At 43.2% G+C, this 15,226-nt stretch carries 14 protein-coding genes; all 14 read right to left on the bottom strand.

All coding sequences use genetic code 11. From position 1 onward, the window contains the following. Window positions 1-7: 7 nt before the first annotated feature. The 14 genes from trpD to leuB all read right to left on the bottom strand — a co-directional run bounded on the left by trpD (window position 8) and on the right by leuB (window position 15,139). Window positions 8-1,024 carry an anthranilate phosphoribosyltransferase gene (gene trpD / locus KKZ03_RS05550; protein WP_243220544.1) on the bottom strand — a complete coding sequence of 339 codons (1,017 nt, stop codon included), beginning with the start codon at window positions 1,022-1,024 and terminating at the stop codon, window positions 8-10. Window positions 1,025-1,060: 36 nt separating this feature from the next. Then, window positions 1,061-1,291: a DUF2442 domain-containing protein gene (locus tag KKZ03_RS05545; protein ID WP_243220543.1), complete on the bottom strand. Its 231-nt coding sequence runs from the start codon at window positions 1,289-1,291 to the stop codon at window positions 1,061-1,063. A 21-nt stretch (window positions 1,292-1,312) separates the two neighbouring features. Continuing rightward, a complete protein-coding gene (locus KKZ03_RS05540) occupies window positions 1,313-1,903 on the bottom strand; it encodes an aminodeoxychorismate/anthranilate synthase component II (RefSeq protein WP_243220542.1) in 591 nt (196 codons plus the stop codon). After that, window positions 1,900-3,387 carry an anthranilate synthase component I gene (trpE, locus tag KKZ03_RS05535; protein ID WP_243220541.1) on the bottom strand — a complete coding sequence of 496 codons (1,488 nt, stop codon included), beginning with the start codon at window positions 3,385-3,387 and terminating at the stop codon, window positions 1,900-1,902. Before trpE ends, KKZ03_RS05540 begins: the two co-directional genes overlap by 4 nt. A gap of 80 nt (window positions 3,388-3,467) precedes the next feature. Beyond that, window positions 3,468-4,100: a hypothetical protein gene (locus KKZ03_RS05530; protein WP_243220540.1), complete on the bottom strand. Its 633-nt coding sequence runs from the start codon at window positions 4,098-4,100 to the stop codon at window positions 3,468-3,470. Window positions 4,101-4,276: 176 nt separating this feature from the next. Continuing rightward, entirely contained in the window at window positions 4,277-4,948 is a 672-nt protein-coding gene (gene rpe / locus KKZ03_RS05525) for a ribulose-phosphate 3-epimerase (RefSeq protein WP_243220539.1), read from the bottom strand. A gap of 185 nt (window positions 4,949-5,133) precedes the next feature. Further along, on the bottom strand, window positions 5,134-6,738 hold the full coding sequence (locus KKZ03_RS05520; protein ID WP_243220538.1) for an ATP-binding protein: 1,605 nt from the start codon (window positions 6,736-6,738) through the stop codon (window positions 5,134-5,136). Continuing rightward, window positions 6,735-7,403: a response regulator gene (locus KKZ03_RS05515; RefSeq protein WP_243220537.1), complete on the bottom strand. Its 669-nt coding sequence runs from the start codon at window positions 7,401-7,403 to the stop codon at window positions 6,735-6,737. The genes KKZ03_RS05520 and KKZ03_RS05515 overlap by 4 nt, the downstream gene beginning before the upstream one ends. A 163-nt stretch (window positions 7,404-7,566) precedes the next feature. Further along, a complete protein-coding gene (locus KKZ03_RS05510; RefSeq protein ID WP_243220536.1) occupies window positions 7,567-8,589 on the bottom strand; it encodes a phosphatidylglycerol lysyltransferase domain-containing protein in 1,023 nt (340 codons plus the stop codon). A 115-nt stretch (window positions 8,590-8,704) separates the two neighbouring features. Continuing rightward, a complete protein-coding gene (pepN, locus tag KKZ03_RS05505) occupies window positions 8,705-11,392 on the bottom strand; it encodes an aminopeptidase N (RefSeq protein WP_243220535.1) in 2,688 nt (895 codons plus the stop codon). Then, window positions 11,379-11,783 carry a DUF423 domain-containing protein gene (locus KKZ03_RS05500; protein ID WP_243220534.1) on the bottom strand — a complete coding sequence of 135 codons (405 nt, stop codon included), beginning with the start codon at window positions 11,781-11,783 and terminating at the stop codon, window positions 11,379-11,381. The genes pepN and KKZ03_RS05500 overlap by 14 nt, the downstream gene beginning before the upstream one ends. Before the next feature lies 1 nt (window position 11,784). Beyond that, complete coding sequence (gene moaB / locus KKZ03_RS05495; protein ID WP_243221541.1) at window positions 11,785-12,306, bottom strand: molybdenum cofactor biosynthesis protein B; 522 nt, start codon at window positions 12,304-12,306, stop codon at window positions 11,785-11,787. An 81-nt stretch (window positions 12,307-12,387) separates the two neighbouring features. Continuing rightward, on the bottom strand, window positions 12,388-13,752 hold the full coding sequence (locus KKZ03_RS05490) for a DegQ family serine endoprotease (RefSeq protein WP_243220533.1): 1,365 nt from the start codon (window positions 13,750-13,752) through the stop codon (window positions 12,388-12,390). 274 nt (window positions 13,753-14,026) lie between these two features. Further along, complete coding sequence (gene leuB / locus KKZ03_RS05485) at window positions 14,027-15,139, bottom strand: 3-isopropylmalate dehydrogenase (RefSeq protein WP_243220532.1); 1,113 nt, start codon at window positions 15,137-15,139, stop codon at window positions 14,027-14,029. Window positions 15,140-15,226 lie beyond the last annotated feature (87 nt).

Genomic DNA, 15,226 nt, shown 5'->3' with positions numbered 1-15,226 from the left:
CAGTCCGTTATAATTTTTTTGAAAAGGCGATTAACGCCTCGAATTTAGCTCTTGCTCCACCACTGACGATAACTTGTCGGGCTTTTTCTATACCCAAAGCCAGCGAATCAGTGATATTGGCGGCATAAATAGCCGCTCCGGCATTTAACAGCACAATATCCCGTGCCGGTCCGGCCTGATTATCCAAAACCGAATTTACCATTGCCAAACTGGATTTTGCACCCTCAACGGCTATCGTACTCAGGCTGGCGCGTTTAAAACCGAACTGTTCGGGTGTAATGGTATATATATTGACGTTGCCGCCTTTAAGTTCGGCAATGGTGGTAACAGAGGCAATACTAATTTCGTCCAGACCATCCTCTGCATTAACAACCAATACGTGCTGACTACCCAGTTTTTTTAATACCAGCGCCAACGGTTTAATCCAGTCTTTTGCAAAGACACCGATTAACTGGTTAGGCGCGCCAGCCGGATTGGATAGAGGGCCCAATAAATTGAACAAGGTTCTCACGCCCATTTCTTTACGTACATTAATAGTGTGCTTCATTGCACCATGATGCTTGGGTGCAAATAAAAATCCGACGCCAATTTCACTAACGCACTGTGCGACTTGTTCAGCACTTAAATCCAGATTAACACCTGCCGCTTCCAGCACATCGGCACTACCGCAGCTACTGGAAACAGAGCGATTGCCGTGTTTGGCTACCTGCCCTCCTGCTGCAGCGACCACAAAGGCACTGGTGGTGGAGATATTAAATGTATTCGCACCATCGCCGCCGGTACCGCAAGTGTCGATGACATGCTCGCCGGTGATGGTTACCTTACCGGCTAATTCACGCATCACTTCAACGGCAGCGGCAATCTCGTCGATGGTTTCGCCTTTGCAACGCAACGCGATTAAAAAACCACCGATTTGTGCATCAGTCGCTTTGCCGGACATTATAAGACGCATAACCTCATGCATTTCATTTGCAGTCAGATTTTGCTTATCCAGCAGTTTTTGCAAAGCTTTTTGTATGTGCATTTTAAATAAATCCAGGGAAATATCTTCGACCACTCACTAATCTACCTGTCTCGCTACCAAAGGAAATTTTTCAGGGTGTTTAATCATTTCCACAGTCAAATCAACATCAATCTTTGACCAGTAAAAATGCCCGTGGGAAATTTCTTCAACCTCGATAATGGCATTCACAGGCTGATTTTTAAACCCGGGAAAATCCTGATACGGCATGAACAGCTCCTCCTGATCAGTCAACAACCCTATGCCATGACTGGAAATATAAGTAATCACTCTCTTTAAATATCGTTGGACTCACCGCCCTAAAAAATTTCTTAACAAATCATGGCCATGTTCAGTCAAAATCGACTCCGGATGAAATTGTACGCCTTCAATATCCAGGGTTTTGTGCCTGACGCCCATAATTTCATCCAGGTTGCCGGCATCATCCTGAGTCCACGCCGTAATTTCCAGACAATCAGGTAACGTTGCCTGTTCAATAACCAGAGAATGATAACGGGTCGCGGTAAACGGATTGGACAAGCCTTTAAATACACCGAGATTGTGATGATGAATCAATGACGTTTTGCCGTGCATAATGTGTTTGGCATGGATAACATGGCCGCCAAAGGCATAACCGATACTTTGATGACCCAGACAAACGCCTAGCACAGGATATTTTCCGGCAAATTTTAAAATGGCTTCAACAGAGATACCGGCTTCTTTAGGCGTACAAGGACCGGGGGATATAACGATTTTATCCGGTGCCAGCTTTTCTATATCTGCAATAGTCACTTGATCATTACGAACCACCGTAACATCCGCGCCCAGTTCGCCAAAATACTGTACCAAATTATAAGTAAACGAATCGTAATTATCGACCATGACCACTTTTACTGCGCTCATGCCTGCTCTCCTTCCAGACCGGCTTCGGCCATACTGACGGCACGAAATATGGCGCGGCCTTTGTTCATCGTTTCATCCCATTCATTTCTGGGCACAGAATCATAAACGATACCGGCACCCGCTTGTATATGTAACCGGTTGTCTTTAATCACTGCAGTTCTAATAGCGATAGCCGTATCCAAATTACCGGACCAGGCAATATAGCCGACTGCACCAGAGTATACGCCGCGCTTTACCGGTTCAAGTTCATCAATAATTTCCATGGCGCGTATTTTTGGCGCACCGCTTACCGTTCCCGCCGGAAACGTCGCTGCCAGCACATCAAAAGCATTTTTACCTTGCTGAAGTGTACCGGTAACATTAGAAACAATATGCATGACATGAGAATAGCGTTCGACAATCATTTTATCGGTCAATTGTACGGTACCTATTTCAGCAACACGCCCCGCATCATTGCGGCCTAAATCGATCAGCATTAAGTGTTCGGCCAGTTCTTTGGGGTCTGCCAATAATTCGTGTTCCAGGGCAATATCCTGTTCAGGCGTTTCGCCGCGCTTGCGTGTTCCGGCAATCGGGCGCACCGTCACGGTATTATCTTCCAACCTGACCAGTATCTCAGGCGACGAACCGACAATATGAAAATCTTCCAGATTAAGATAAAACATATAAGGCGATGGATTTAAGCAGCGTAAGGCACGGTATAAATTTAACGGTGAAGCACTATAAGGAATAGACAAACGTTGCGATAATACGACCTGCATAATATCACCATCGGCAATGTATTCTTTGGCCTTCAATACCGCCTCTTCAAAGCCCTGTTGGGTAAAACCTGAAACAAAATCAGTTTCTTCAACCGTGCGAGGTTTGGCATGTTTCTCGGTTTTGGCTTGCATTTCACGCAGCTTGACAGCCAGATCAGCTACTCGTGCCACCGCACGCTGATAGGCATCGACTTCTTCCGGGTTGGCATGTGTCAATAACAATACCTTACCTGACAGGTTATCAAATACCAGAATTTCTTCTGAGACCATCAATAAGATATCAGGACATCCCAGCGGGTCGGGTTTTTCTATTCCACGCAGACGCGGCTCAATATAGCGTATGGTTTCATAACCAAAATAACCCACCAAGCCACCATTAAAGCGCGGTAAATCAGCAATATCAGGGACCTTATAACGTGCCTTAAACTGCTCAATCCAGACCAGCGGATTCTCGTGGGTAACGGTTTCCAGCAAGTCGCCGTCTTTTTCTACCCGAATTTGATTGCCGTTAATTTTAACGACTGTTTTACAGGGCAATCCTATAATGGAATAACGTCCCCATTGCTCACCGCCGTGAACCGATTCAAATAAATAAGAATACGCACCATCAGCCAATTTTAGATAAGCACTTAAAGGCGTATCCAAATCAGCCAGGACTTCGCGGCTTACCGGAATCCGGTTATAGCCTTGTTCAGCATAGTGATCAAATTGTTCTGGGGTCATGATGGTTTTGTTATTCAACGTGTGAATAGCCAAAAAGGTACGCGATGCGCACTTTACAGCTTAAATATTATGGTAGAAGACTATTTTTGCCCACTGTTTTGACTACTGGTAGGAGTCTGTGGAGGTGCTGTATTTGTTGGTTGCGTTGTTTGATTTGCTATAGGCTGAGGTTGTAACGCCCCAATTCCATTAAAGCTTTTTTTTAAAAGATTGCTTGGAGCTAAATTTGATATGCCATTTACACTATCAAAAGTAGAATAAGAAACGCTTTTAGATTCTTCCTTATTATTTTCGTTTGCCATATATGTAACCTTTGTTGTGTAGGAACTGATTGCTGATGAGATGCCTATAACTGCTGAAAAAAGAACAGCAATACCAAAAGACAAAATTGATACATTATCTAAAACCGTCAAGCTATGATCAGCTTCTTGCTTTCCTTGAAAGACTTGCTCAATATGAGACCTATTTTTCTTGAATATTACTAGTACAGATACTAGGCAAATAAGAAAACTAATCATCGCAGCGATGTAAAGAATAAGGGTTTCGGCAGACTGAACACCCACTGTTCTGATCAATGTCATTAGTAAGCCAATTCCGCCAGCCGATAGGGTGAAAAGACTTTTATCATGTTCAAGAGACGTGTTGTACCAAGCAGCAACGCCAGCGCCATAAAATGCGATCTCTTTCTTCTCATTAATATCTTCGGCAGCCATAGCTTGATTTCTCTACTAAATATTATATCGCCCCAACGCCGGAACATTTATCGTTATACACAGATTTGTTCAAGCTCGTAGGATGGGTAGAGGCGTGAGCCGAAACCCATTATAATCAATAAATCGATGAGTTGGGTTACGCTATCGCTAACCCAACCTACAAAACTTACTACAAACTAAACCGTCAGCGCCAATTCCGCACGCATTTCATCAATGACTTTTTTGTAATCAGGCTGGCTGAAAATAGCTGAACCGGCAACAAATGTATCAGCACCGGCGGCTTTAATGGCGCGAATGTTGTCGACTTTTACACCGCCATCAATTTCCAAACGAATAGCCAAACCGCTGTCGTCAATTCTTTTTCTAACCAGCTTTAATTTATCCAAAGCTGAAGGAATAAATGATTGACCGCCAAAGCCCGGATTAACCGACATCAATAAAATCATGTCGAGCTTATCCATGACATAATCCAGATAATGTAAGGATGTACCCGGGTTAAATACCAATCCGGCCTTGCAACCACAATCTTTAATTAATTGCAGGGTGCGGTCGATATGCACAGAGGCTTCAGGATGAAAAGTAATGATACTGGCACCGGCCTTGGCAAAATCAGGAATCAAACGGTCAACAGGTTCAACCATCAAATGCACATCAATCGGTGCTGTTACGCCATGTTTTCTTAAGGCTTCACAGACCAAAGGCCCGATGGTCAGATTGGGCACAAAATGATTATCCATCACATCAAAATGCACAACATCAGCGCCATCAGCTAAAACTCTATCCACGTCCTCGCCTAATTTGGCGAAATTGGCTGAAAGGATGGAAGGAGCAATCCAGTTTTCGTTCATATTGTGTTCCTCTGTGTAAAATTGATTATTATAGCTTTTTTTTACCCGTTGATCTTCGTTATAAAACAACAGCGATTGCCATCATACAGGAAATACAATTATTGAAGTATTTTGCTGATCCTGTCTTTTTTGTACCTTTTGTGAGCTAAAGCTTTTAAGACTAACCGGCATCTATCCCTGATGTCTCAGCTACTTTTGTTGATATGAAAAAAACTTAACTTCTTTTGCCATGACTTATCAACCGGCCTGACCGGTAACGGAAATAATACCGTCACTTTTAGTCCGCCAAATTGAGACACGCCTAAAATAAGATCGGCATTATGAATAGCGGCAATTCGTTGCACCATGGAAAAACCCAGACCTGTGCCCTTTGCCGTATTGGCCGTATCAACACAGCGATGAAAACGCTTTAAAGACTTTTCGTATTGATCAGGCGCTATTCCCGGCCCGGAGTCTTCAACACATATTTGTAAATATTTTTCCTGGCCAGTGACGGTTATTAATACATTACCTTTGGCGGGCGTATATTTGATGGCGTTATCAATAATATTTCGAATCAAAATAGAGACTAATGGCCCGTTAACAACAACCGGAACCACGTTTTCCTCCATAAGCTCCATAACAATCTGTTTTTTATGTGCCTCCGGTTCCAGTTCGGCGATCACATGAATAACTTCACGACTTACCATCGTGTTTTGTTTAATTAAAAACTCCTCGCCAGACTCAATACGCGAGAACGTCAACAATTGCTGAACCATATAGGTCATTCTATTAACGGCCTGCTTAATACGTAAAAGCGCCTGTTTACGCACATCCTCATCGGTCGTTCTTAGGGCGACATGCGCTTGTGTCAGCAATCCGGCTAACGGTGTTCTTAATTCATGAGAGGCATCAGCAGTAAATCGGCGCTCATGTTCAAAAGCCTGTTCCAGCTGCACAAAAAGATTATTGATTTCATTAACTACCGGTACAATTTCATTGGGTAGCCTTTTGATGGATAGCGGCTTAAGGTAACTGGCTTCACGCTTGGCAAGCGCTTTTTCCAACCGGTTGATGGGCTTTAAAGCATGGCCAACGATAATCCAGATAACCAAACCTAAAAAAGGCAAACCAATAAGAAACTGGGTCACCAATTGGGATGATATTTCATCCGTTAATTCGGCACGAATCTCCTCTTTCTGACCAACATGGATAATATATTCGCCGGTTGATGTGGTAATACTGAAAACATGCCACACATTATCATCAATAGTTGCTTCACTAAAACCATGATCTGATGAAGAAAAAGCAAACAGTGGTGCACTATCGGAACGCAACACCAAGCCCTCTTTTTTGGACCAGAGCTGAAAAGCAATTTTTCTTTCGTATTTATGCCCTAACGCATTCGCTTGTAACAGCTCATCAAATATGGGCCATAACTGATCATTAATATTGGTTTGATTAAAACCATGAACCGAAAATGCCGGCTCATTTTCCGAGCGCAGCAATAAACCATCATCCTCAGACCACAATTGAAAAGCGCTCTTGCTTTTAAACTTACGCTTTAACGCATAGGTGTGTAAAATCTCGCCGGTCTGCTCCTTGCTCCAGTGCCCGGAGAATGAGCCTTCACGAAGCAGGCTTTCAACAAAGGCATTAAGTACTTTAGCCGATTGTGCCAATTCCGCATCAAACAGGTTGGCAACTTCATTACGCGTTACCTTATAACTGACATAGGCAGCAATCCCCCAAATCAGCATGGATGCTGACAGCAGGCTTACCAACAATAATTGCCGAAGGGAATAATTCATGGCTCGTCATCATTATCAATAATATAACCGACACCGCGGACGGTACGAATCAGAGCAGGATCGAGTTTTTTTCTAAGATAATGTATGTGCACTTCAACGGTATTGCTTTCTACGTCAGAGTCCCATGAATAAAGACTTTCTTCAAGCCGGGATCGGGAAACGACCTTACCGATGTTACTCATCAGAAAACTCAATATCTCAAATTCTTTTTGTGACAGCTCTATCTTTTCGTTATTAAAGGTAACTTGATGGGAAGCAGGGTCGAGTACGATCCCCTTATATTCAATAGTTGGAGCACTTCTGCCCTCACTACGTCTTGCCAAGGCTCTCAATCTTGCACAAACCTCATCCAGCTCAAACGGCTTAATGACAAAATCATCTGCGCCACTATCCAAACCCAATACCCGATCAGTAACGGTATCCTTGGCTGTCAGCACCATTACCGGCGTTTCATCTTTACGATTTCTTAACGCCGTTAAAATAGCCATACCATCCATGTCCGGCAAATTTAGATCCAAGACGATTAACTCATAAGTGTTAAGCTTTAAAGCCTCATCCGCAAGCTTGCCATTGGTTAGCCAATCAACGGCATAACCTTCCATTTTTAAGCCGGCAACCAAACCATCGCCCAGTATTTCATCGTCTTCAACCAGTAAAAGTCGCACTCACCCTCCAAAATAATTCATCATTGACAAAACAGGTTTAACTAATTAATAAACAGCCAAGCGAAGATTGCCATTATGTCATAACTGATAAATCAAAAACCTATAAAATCAGGTCGGCTTTTAACACACGTTAAAAATGTAAGATTTATTTTATAGCGTATTTTTAAACGTGGACATTCAAGGCTTTCAAAAGAGCCTTGATACTTGAAAATGACAGGTTTTTTTCAGGAAACAATAAACAGGAAGAACAAGTTGTCGGCTCGAATTTTTTCCAGAAAGTTGCATGGCCGTTAAGATGAAAAAAATTCTTGGCAAGCCGGTAAATCCAGCGTGTCATAGTTTCTGAAAACCAGCCAAGTCCGTTTATTTTTCCCAGTTGCTCCCCAGGAACCGGACCTATGGTGACTGACTGGCAATTTTCTTTTGCCAAAGCTTGTAGCGTAGCAATGACTAATAATTCTGAAATACCATGAGGAGCGTCTTTGGTTATCATAACGTTATTTAAAAGCCAACTATTATGCGATTGCAGTTCGTTCAGTATCAAGATTCCCACTATTTTTTCACCTTGTTTGGCATAAAACCAACGCTTGCCTACACGATCTTTAAACAGGGAAAACTGCACTAAATAGACTTGCGGACCAAGCCGGGCTTTTTGCCAAGTTGTTGCAACGTCTTTTATCGCTTTTTCAATGTCAGCATTATCTTCAGAATATTCTTGAACTACAGCTCCTTCTTTAAGTGCATGTTTCACCTTTTTACGCACTAAACCGGCTTTTGCTCCGCTATGGTCAACAGGATTACTAAGGGGATTTAATATTAATTTCTCACCAAATTCAATCACGGCAGAGCGCATATTTTGCCCAGCCCAGTTAGCAAATTCTGGTGACGCAATGATATAAACAACCCCGATTTCATGAACCAGACAAAACTGCTGAAAGGCTTTGGCCAACTCCGGTTTGTCTTCTGCGGCACATACGGGATCGCCAAAGACCACGGCGTTACCGCATTCAACCCGGTAAGCAATAAGACCATCAATATCCGGATCAGTGAAAATTTGGCAATTAGAATCCAGTATGCCATCGGTATTGACGTCTGCCCATTTGCGAACAAGATTTACCAAGGCTTTGCGCTCAAGAAGTTCTGTTTCATCTATTAACGGACTTTCTAAAAGATTTTTTCCACTCACTTTGTTCTCTCCGTCTTATTTTCTATCAATTCTCAGACATTAAATTTCCAATACAAGTCGCTATATGCATAAAAAAATGTTTATCCAAGAATCTTTAGCAGACTTTACTTATCGTTTAGGCGAGACTTTTACTGGCGACTTCATAAACGTCTTTAGAAACATCTTCGGTGGTCATTATTCTTTCCAGTTGCGCTTTTATTAGCGCTTGTCTACCCTGGTCATATCTGCGCCATGTTGTTAATGCGCTTAACATACGTGAGGCAACCTGAGGGTTTAAGGTGTTGAGGGCAATAATCTGATCAGCCAGAAATTGATAACCTTGTCCATTGGCGGCATGAAAATGTAATGGGTTGGCCTGACTAAATGCGCCAATCAAGGATCTCACCCGATTTGGATTTTTTAAATCAAACGCAGGATGCTGCATTAAGGCCTGAACGGTAGTAAAGGTATCCGGATTATGGCTGGATGCCTGTAGTGCGAACCATTTATCAATAACCAAGGCTTCTGTTTGCCATTGTTGATAAAAATTACTCAGGCACTTTTCTCTGGCTGGATGCGAGCTATTGACAATCACTGCCAAGGCAGCCATTTGATCGGTCATATTTTTGGCGCTATCAAATTGCTGCTGTGACCATTGCTGTATTTCTGCTTGTTCAAGTCTGCCTAAATAAGCCAAGCAAATGTTTTTGATGCGTCTGCGACCAATCGTACCGGAGTCAAATAAACCTGATTCTTCCCGATGATTATCCTGATACAGAGCTTTAAATTGCTCTTGTAGTTGCTCAGCCAGCGCCAGCAGGACAAATTCGCGGGCAGTATGAATGGCTTCAACGTCGACTACCTGCATTTGTTCTGCCAGGTAAGTTTCTGATGGTAAGCTTAATAATAATGAAAAATACGACAAGTCATCCCACGATTGTTCAAGGACTTGTTTAAAGGCCGTGATAATAATCGGATTTACTTGCAGAGGTCTGTTGTTTTGTATATCAGCGATCAGTCCGGCAATAATTTGTCCCGCAAGTTGTTGTCCTGCTTCCCAGCGATTAAAGGTATCGCTGTCGTGGCTTAATAAAAATGCCAGTTCTTCAGGGCTACGTTCCATGACCAGTTTAACGGGTGCCGAAAAACCTCTTAAAATAGACAGCACCGGTTGCTCTTTCAGGTCTTCAAAGATGAAGGTTTGCTCGGCTTGGGTCAGCTGCAAAATTACTTCATCAAGCTCGTTGCTACGCTCAACCTCGTTCCCAAGCTCCAGCTTGGGAACGAGGTTTTGTAAATTGCACGGTGCAATGGAACCGGCTTTGTTGATTAAGCCGACTTTTACCGGTATATGCATCGGTTCTTTAACGGCTTGTCCTGGTGTTGGCGGACACTGTTGAGTGATGGTTAAAGTCAGCGTTTGTGCGCCTGCATCGTAAGCTTGCTGAACATTTAATACCGGTGTGCCTGCCTGCGCATACCAGAGTCGAAATTGGGTTAAATCAATGGCGTTGGCCGCTTCCATCGCGTTAACAAAATCATCACAGGTAACTGCCTGACCATCATGGCGTTCAAAATATAAATCACTACCTTTGCGAAAACCTTCGGCACCGACTAAGGTGTGTATCATACGCACTACTTCAGCGCCTTTTTCATAGACCGTTAAGGTATAAAAATTGTTGATTTCTATGTAGGCATGGGGGCGGATCGGATGGGCCAAAGGACCTGCATCTTCGGCAAATTGGCGGGTACGTAGATTGTTGACATCTTCAATGCGCTTTACCGCTTTGGAGGTACGGTCGCCGGTAAATTCCTGATCGCGAAATACGGTAAAGCCTTCTTTCAGGCTAAGCTGAAACCAGTCACGACAGGTAATGCGATTGCCCGTCCAGTTATGGAAATATTCATGACCGATAACACCTTCAATATGCTCATAATCAGAGTCAGTCGCGGTATCAGGTCGGGCCAGCACAAATTTGGTGTTAAATACGTTAAGGCCTTTATTTTCCATCGCCCCCATATTGAAATGACCGACAGCAACAATCATATATAAATCCAGATCATATTCACGGCCATAAACCTGTTCATCCCAGTGCATGGCATTTTTAAGCGATTGCATGGCATGTGCGCATTTATCCAGATCCTGTTTTTCAACAAAAATCTGTAAACTGATCGTGCGACCGGATTGAGTAGTAAAGCTGTCTTCGATACACTCCAGCTGCCCTGCAACCAGCGCAAACAAATAACAAGGCTTGTTGAACGGATCTTCCCAAGTTACCCAATGACGATTATCCGGTAATTCACCTTGGGCAATTTTGTTACCGTTAGACAGTAAAACCGGATAGCGATCTTTGTCGCCAACCAGCGTCGTGGTAAATTGCGGCATCACGTCAGGTCTGTCGAGAAAATAAGTAATTTTTCTAAAACCTTCCGCTTCGCATTGGGTGCATAACATACTATTGGAAAGGTATAAGCCTTCCAGGGCTGTATTGGCTTTCGGATTAATGGTATTTTCGATAGTCAGCACAAAACTCCGGTGCTGCGGTACTTCATGAATAATTAATGAATCCGGTGTTTGCAGGTAATGTTGGTCCGTTAATTCATTGTCGTCATTTAGAATGACACTGATTAAGGTCAGATTTTCACCTGCTAAAACCAGTGCCGTATCACCTGATTTACTGGCAGGATTACGGCTTAAGGTAAGCCGTGAGATAACCTTGGTGTTTTCTTCTGCCAAGGTAAAGTTTAAATCGACACTATGAATTAAATAGTCGGGTACTGTGTAGTCATTTAAATAAATGGTTTGGGGATTAGCGTCGCGCATGTGTATACCTGCTGTGATGTGGTTTTTTTGCTGCAAAAATAGCGATTAATAGCCAGGCAATTATAAAATTGACGCCGCCTATCGGCGTAATCATGCCTAACCATTTTAAATCAAGTAATGCCAGTAAATATAAGCTACCGGAAAAAATGAGTATGCCGATGAACATTAGCCAGCCAGCCCAAAGCAGTAATCTGGATTCAGGGATTTGCTGGCGTATGAGTGCAATAGCTATCAGACCCAGTGCGTGCCACATTTGATAGGTAACACCGGTTTGATAAACGGTTAACAACTCAGGGCTTAAAACGGTTTTTAAACCATGAGCGCCAAAAGCCCCCATGCCGACGCCGATCAGTGCGCTTAGCGCACCAAGAAATAAAAAACAGGATTGCATGTTATTTTTCCAGTAGTCTGGGCATTAGTTGAACCAGATTGCAAGGTCGGGTGCGATAATCCAGTTGTTCTTTAATCAACGCATCCCAAGCGGTGCGACAGGCACCCGATGAGCCAGGCAGACAAAACAGATAGGTTGCATTAGCAACTCCGGCAAGCGCTCTGGATTGGATGGTTGACGTTTTAATATCCTGGTAAGACAACATTCTGAAAGTTTCGCCGAAACCATCAAGGATTTTATCCAGTAAAGGTGCCACGGCCTCTGGCGTTCCGTCCCGGCCGGTTACGCCGGTTCCACCGGTGCTGATCACTACATTAATGTTATCGGCGGCAATCCAGTTTGAAACAGCGGCCCTGATCTGATAAATATTATCAGCCACTATTTTCTTTTCCATAACGTGATGCCCGGCTTCCGTTGCACGTTCCACCAAGGTTTTACCCGAGATATCGTCGGCATCGGTACGTGTGTCCGAAACGACTAATATGGCAATATTTAAAGGAATGAAGTTTTTATCTGTATGCATTGTTGGTTGGTCAGTATCTTCGATATGTTGGGACAATCCATTGTAGTTGTTTTGGGCAGACACACAGGTCTGCCCCTACCATCATCTTAACACAACAAAGAAGCCTTCCTGTCCGCGCTGGATATTAATTAACAGCGGAACACCTGGATCGACCACTTTCTTTAATTCCTCAAGATTATGAACGCGATAGCGATTTGCAGAGACGATAACGTCACCGGGACGTAAACCCAAACGCCAGGCATACGTGGAGGTGTGGATCTTTTCAAATAAAATCCCTTCAATCTGATCTTTTTGCGTTGCACCCAAAATAGTACCTTTTAATAAGGGATGCAACTTTTCACCAGCCAATCGGGGTTGTTCCTGTTTACCAATCGTTGCAACCACTGATTTTTTATCGTTGCCGCGAAAATATTCTATATCAACCTTATCACCAATTTGTAACAAGCCAACGATATTGCGAATGTCCTGGCTATTTTTAACCGCTTTACCATTGGCGAAAACAATAATATCACCAGGCTCCAATCCTGCTTTTGCGGCTGGCGAATCACTTTCAATCCGACTGACAGCGGCACCATGCTTGTTTTCCAGATTAAAAGCATTGACAAGATCAGGGGTTAAATCCTGAGTAGTAACACCTAACAAGCCACGCTTTACTTCACCATGTTTAACCAATAAATCTTTAATAGGTATGATCATGTTGGTGGGAATGGCAAAACCTATACCGACATTACCGCCAGTAGGTGCCAGAATTGCGGTATTCATACCGATTAATTCACCGCGAAGATTAACCAGTGCACCACCGGAATTACCCGGATTAATTGACGCATCGGTCTGGATAAAATCTTCATAGCCTTCTATGCCAAGACCGGAACGACCCAAAGCACTGACTATGCCGGAGGTGACGGTCTGCCCCAAACCAAACGGATTGCCAATGGCAACCACAAAATCCCCGACTTTAAGTTCACTGGAATTTGCAATGGGTAGCTGGGTTAAATTGTTGGCAGGAATCTGAATAATGGCTATATCCGCTTCAGGATCAGTGCCAATTAACTTGGCAGTGAGTTGGCGACCATCATGTAAAGTCACCCGGATTTTATCCGCTTTATCAATGACATGATTATTCGTCAGAACCAAGCCTTGATTACTATCAATAATGACTCCCGAACCCAGACTATTGTTTTGTTGCTGCCGTGATTGATTAGGTACATTAAAAAATTGACGAAAAAAAGGATCCTGCATCAACGGATTTTCACTAACCTGAATATTGGTCGAGGTAGAAATATTTACCACAGCCGGTGTCGCATGCTCCAGCATGGGTGCCAGCGATGGCAATGGCTGCCCGTCAATATAAGGGGGCATGCCCGCCGATTGAACTATCGAGGGGATAGACAGGCAAACGGATAAAGTTGATATCAATAATAGCTGTTTTATTAATGGTGCATTCATCAGAATTCCCCGGAGATTTTTAACATGAATAGCAGATAATATAGGTCTGGAAATGTTTAATACAAGAGCCGTTCGTTAATTAAAAAGCTGTCATTGAGTGTTATAAAACTTAAAAGCACGTGAACAAAAAAGGGCGAAGGTTGACCCTTTGCCCTTAATTATTAAATGTCTTTCACCATAAAGCCTGCTCTGAGCAATGTCGAAGGAACACGATATTTTCTTTCTTAGTGTCCTTCGTGTCTTTGTGGTGAATAAAAAACCGTTAATAGCCTGATTAACTGGACACTTTAGGCATGGCTCTTAGTTTTTCAACAACCTTATCACCAAACTCAACGGTGTTAATCATGATGACACCACTGCCGGGCTTGGATAAATCGGCAGTGGAGTAACCATCACTAAACACTCCCTGCATTGCCGCCCAAACATTTTTTGCTTCTTCAGCCATATCAAAACTGTTTTCCAGCATCATGGCAACCGAGCCTATCATGGAGTAAGGATTGGCTATATTTTTACCGGCAATATCGGGCGCAGAGCCATGAGACGGTTCATAGTAAGCTTTATTGTCACCCAGGCAAGCAGATGGCATCAATCCCAATGAACCCAGAATGCCGCCAGCCTGATCACTGAGAATGTCACCAAACATATTTTCCATAACCATAACATCAAATTGGGTCGGCTTTAGGCAAAGGTTGGTAGCGGCTGAATCAACCAACTGATGGATCACTTGAACATCCGGGTATTCAACAGCGACTTCATCCAGTATCTCATTCCAGAGTACGCTGGATTTAAGCACATTACTTTTGTGAATATTATGCAGTAATTTTTTACGTTTATTGGCTAATTTGAAGGCTTGGTGCAAAATCTGCCTGATCTGTAATTCATCATATTCCAGCGTTTCTTTAACATAGCGCAAGCCGTGCTCGTTAATACCCGTTTCTTTATTGCCAAAATAGAGGCCACCGACTAATTCACGCACTATAATAATGTCGATGCCTTCACCGATGATTTCAGGTTTTAGTGGTGAAAAATGCGCCAAGGCTTTTGGCAAACAAACCGGTCTGAAGTTTGCGTAGGTATTATAACGGCGACGAAGAGGCAGTAACGCGCCGCGCTCCGGCTGTTTATCAATGGGGATTTTTTTGGATTCTTCATGACTCAAGCCTATCGTACCTTTAAGAATGGCATCAGCCTGATCGCAAATATCGATAGTTGACTGTGGAAAGGCATCGCCAAATTCAAAGTAGGCACAGGCACCAAAAGCGGCCGGCATCAGTTCAAAAGTGACAGCATTGCGTTCCTCAATAACTTTGAGCACTTTGATCGCTTCCTTGGTAATTTCCGGGCCGATACCGTCACCGGCTAACACTGCAATTTTATAATTTTTCATGTGTACTTAATTAAGGCCTGTTTGAGATTGATGAACTGGGATTTTGTAAAATGAGCCATTTTACTTTATTTTTTTGGTTTGAGTTGC

The organism is Methylobacter sp. S3L5C, assembly GCF_022788635.1.
In the GTDB taxonomy this organism is placed as follows: Bacteria; Pseudomonadota; Gammaproteobacteria; order Methylococcales; family Methylomonadaceae; genus Methylobacter_C.
The sequence above is the reverse complement of the archived record's forward strand: the minus strand, read 5'-3'. Positions and strand labels throughout refer to the sequence as shown.

What these genes read in the sequence shown, in the direction of transcription:
- trpD (WP_243220544.1), bottom strand. Translation starts at nt 1,024, where the DNA reads ATGCACATACAAAAAGCTTTGCAAAAACTGCTGGATAAGCAAAATCTG.
- KKZ03_RS05540 (WP_243220542.1), bottom strand. Translation starts at nt 1,903, where the DNA reads ATGAGCGCAGTAAAAGTGGTCATGGTCGATAATTACGATTCGTTTACT.
- trpE (WP_243220541.1), bottom strand. Translation starts at nt 3,387, where the DNA reads ATGACCCCAGAACAATTTGATCACTATGCTGAACAAGGCTATAACCGG.
- KKZ03_RS05530 (WP_243220540.1), bottom strand. Translation starts at nt 4,100, where the DNA reads ATGGCTGCCGAAGATATTAATGAGAAGAAAGAGATCGCATTTTATGGC.
- rpe (WP_243220539.1), bottom strand. Translation starts at nt 4,948, where the DNA reads ATGAACGAAAACTGGATTGCTCCTTCCATCCTTTCAGCCAATTTCGCC.
- KKZ03_RS05520 (WP_243220538.1), bottom strand. Translation starts at nt 6,738, where the DNA reads ATGAATTATTCCCTTCGGCAATTATTGTTGGTAAGCCTGCTGTCAGCA.
- pepN (WP_243220535.1), bottom strand. Translation starts at nt 11,392, where the DNA reads ATGCGCGACGCTAATCCCCAAACCATTTATTTAAATGACTACACAGTA.
- KKZ03_RS05500 (WP_243220534.1), bottom strand. Translation starts at nt 11,783, where the DNA reads ATGCAATCCTGTTTTTTATTTCTTGGTGCGCTAAGCGCACTGATCGGC.
- moaB (WP_243221541.1), bottom strand. Translation starts at nt 12,306, where the DNA reads ATGCATACAGATAAAAACTTCATTCCTTTAAATATTGCCATATTAGTC.
- KKZ03_RS05490 (WP_243220533.1), bottom strand. Translation starts at nt 13,752, where the DNA reads ATGAATGCACCATTAATAAAACAGCTATTATTGATATCAACTTTATCC.
- leuB (WP_243220532.1), bottom strand. Translation starts at nt 15,139, where the DNA reads ATGAAAAATTATAAAATTGCAGTGTTAGCCGGTGACGGTATCGGCCCG.